The sequence below is a fragment of the Mesorhizobium sp. M2A.F.Ca.ET.037.01.1.1 genome (assembly GCF_003998075.1).
In the GTDB taxonomy this organism is placed as follows: domain Bacteria; phylum Pseudomonadota; class Alphaproteobacteria; order Rhizobiales; family Rhizobiaceae; genus Mesorhizobium.
In genome coordinates this window covers 1-2,555 of the sequence record NZ_RZSA01000931.1, presented here as the reverse complement: position 1 = coordinate 2,555, position 2,555 = coordinate 1, and the positions used below count along the sequence as shown (strand labels likewise).

5 protein-coding genes are annotated in these 2,555 nt (G+C 65.7%); 1 reads left to right on the top strand and 4 read right to left on the bottom strand.

Annotated elements, in window-relative coordinates:
* The first annotated feature begins 122 nt into the window (after nucleotides 1-122).
* Complete coding sequence (locus EOA27_RS31515; RefSeq protein WP_127258110.1) at nucleotides 123-542, top strand: DoxX family protein; 420 nt, start codon at nucleotides 123-125, stop codon at nucleotides 540-542.
* Between the two features lie 9 nt (nucleotides 543-551).
* On the opposite strand, the gene EOA27_RS31510 is transcribed toward EOA27_RS31515, so the two are convergent.
* The 4 genes from EOA27_RS31510 to EOA27_RS31495 form a co-directional block, all read right to left on the bottom strand.
* Entirely contained in the window at nucleotides 552-857 is a 306-nt protein-coding gene (locus tag EOA27_RS31510; RefSeq protein ID WP_041001284.1) for a hypothetical protein, read from the bottom strand.
* 75 nt (nucleotides 858-932) lie between these two features.
* Entirely contained in the window at nucleotides 933-1,202 is a 270-nt protein-coding gene (locus EOA27_RS31505; RefSeq protein ID WP_126083237.1) for a hypothetical protein, read from the bottom strand.
* A gap of 235 nt (nucleotides 1,203-1,437) precedes the next feature.
* Nucleotides 1,438-1,971 (bottom strand): hypothetical protein, encoded by a 534-nt coding sequence (locus tag EOA27_RS31500; RefSeq protein WP_245463270.1) that lies wholly within the window; start codon nucleotides 1,969-1,971, stop codon nucleotides 1,438-1,440.
* 135 nt (nucleotides 1,972-2,106) lie between these two features.
* Entirely contained in the window at nucleotides 2,107-2,424 is a 318-nt protein-coding gene (locus EOA27_RS31495) for a hypothetical protein (RefSeq protein WP_126083236.1), read from the bottom strand.
* Nucleotides 2,425-2,555 lie beyond the last annotated feature (131 nt).

The window sequence follows — 2,555 nt, the reverse complement described above, 5'->3', positions numbered from 1 at the left end:
CCACCTCTCCCCCGCGTTGCGGGGGCGAGGAAGAGGGCGCTCCAACAATTTTCCTACCCCCTGTCGGAACCAGCGCCCTTCGTCCGTCCTTGGGGCATCAACAGACAACCCGGAGGACACTCGTGGAAACCCAATCGACCTGGCAGACCGCCGCCATTCTCATCGCTCGCCTGATCTTCGCTGCTATGTTCGCGATGGGCGTCGCCTTCAAGCTGATGGATATGGGCGCCACCGCCGGCTACATCGCCGCCGCCGGCTTCCCGTTCCCGGTGTTCCTGGCCTGGTGCGCGGCGATCCTCGAGACGCTGCTGGTGATCGCTTTCCTTACCGGCGCTTATCTGTCGCCGTTGGCGCTGATCGGCGCGGTCTATGTCGTCTTCCTCGGCTTTGCCTTCCACGGCCCGTCGCACTGGCCCGGAAACCAGGCCGAGTTCGGCGCCTTCATGTCGCACTTCCCCTTCGCCGCCGGCCTGCTCTACGCCGCGGCGCACGGCCCGGGCACTGTGCTGGCCCTGCGCCACGGCTGGCCGGGGAGGGCATGACCTTTCCCCTCACATCTGGTCGTTATATGGCTCCTTCATCTGGCCGACCATGCGGGCCAGCTTCGAGAAGGACGGCATGTCCGCCTCGGGCTGGCACTGGTTGGCGAGCTCGAGCAGGCGGATCGGGAAATTGATGGCGTCGCGGTTCGAGGCCGAGATCGCCTCCGAGCGCTCCTCGCCGGTCTCACCGGCCTCGGCCTTGCGCAGCGCGATGTCGATTTCCTCGACGGTGAGCACACCTTTCTTGACCAGCACGTGGTTGATCGCTGCGACGGCCATCAGCAGGCCCTCGAGTTGGAGATTGGCGACGTTCATGGCGTTCCTCCCATTGACCTCGCCACAAGAACGCATGAGCGGCGTTTCCGATCCGGCGGGAAGGCTTGCGCGGCTCTACGCCTCCATCAGCCGCTCGCCATACTCGCTCCAGAGCTGCCTGATCTCGCGGTTGCCGAGCGGCGGCGTCTGGCGGTCGCCGTAGAAGATGGCGACGGCGCTGAGGTCGTACTGGCCGTCGGCCTGGGCGATGAAGCGGATCGCCTCGCCGAGTGGTCTCGAATGAAAGAACGGATCGGCCTGGCCTCTGCCAAGGCTGCGAACGCCCGAAATGCTTGCAGGCACATGCCGCATCCGAAAGACGGATGCCATGGCAGGTCTGTCCATGCCGCTCTCCGCGATTCCCCGGGGGATGATCCCATAAGCTCCTGCTAATGACCAGCCCGGGACAACCGGCCACAGCAAAAGGATGGGGACGACACAACCTTGAAATGAAAAAGCCCGGCATCCAAAAGAGAAGGCCGGGCGCGCCGGCCCGGCCTTCTCTCCGCGCGGCCGCCGCAAGGCAGCCTTCGCTTACTACCGTTGATCGGCCCGGCAGCGCGAGCCGGACCGGAAATGCCTATCTGCGCCAGCGATGCAGCCAGTCCGGCTCTGGGTCCGGGTTCCGGCTGATCGCCATGCCGGCCAGCAGCCCGACGAGGCCGCCGATCAGCATGGCCGTCGAGAAGGTGCCCGGGTTCTGCTGCACGGTTTCCGAAACGCTCTGCGCCTGGCTGCGTAATTGGCTTGCCGCGCGCGACGCGCGGCCGGAGGCACCGCTGTAGAGGTTCGATGCGCGATCCGCCGCGCCGCTATATAGGTTCGACGCGCTGTCGGCTGCGCTCTGGTACCAGCCCTGCGCGGTCTCGGACGCTTCCTCGGCCTGCTCGGAAAGGGCGCGGTTCAGGCGGTTTACCTCGCGCTTCAACTCCGCGATCTGCTTCTTCATCGCCGCTTCGGATGCCCTGGCGTTGCCGCGCGATGCGGCGCCACTGCGCGACGCGCCGCTGCTGCGCGAAGCGGCGTTACGGGGACGCGCTTCGCTGGCTGGGCTAGTGCTCGAGGTGCCGGCGCCGTTTGCTGCGCCACCGCTGCTGCTTTCATTGTCTGCCATGGGTTTCTCCTTTGTGCCCCTTGCAACGGTCGGAAGGCCGCATGGTTCCGACCGCCCTTGCCGAGCCGGTGAAGCTGGCTCCAACACAAAGGACGTGGAGCTGCTCCACGGCCTTTGCGAGCGCGAGTGGCAGGCCTACTTGCCGCAATTGTTATCGTTGACGTTCGGCTGCACCGTCGTGGCAGCGGTGTTGTTGGCATCGCCCTGCGCCCCCTGTGGGCTGTTCGGGCAGTTCTTGTCGGCGTTGGAATTCATATCGCCGCCGGTGACGCTGCCGGTCGTGCCGGTGTCGGGCGCCATCTGGTCAGGCGGCGGGGTGGCCGGCGTCCTCGGCTCGACTGTGATGCTTTGGCCGCTGCCGGCCGAGTTATCGGGCGAGTTCGCGGTCTGGGCCATCGCCGCCGTGGCGAGGCCGATTGTCAGGGCCGAAGCCGCGAGAATCTTCGTAAGCATGATTCTTCTCCTCTGTTTCGAGACGATTCGTCTGTTGCAGGGTCTGTCGCGTCTGCGACTGAGGGTGGAACCCGTCGGACCACGGTTGGTTCCGACAAAAACTCGCGCGGCTTTTGCCTGCGGTTCAATCC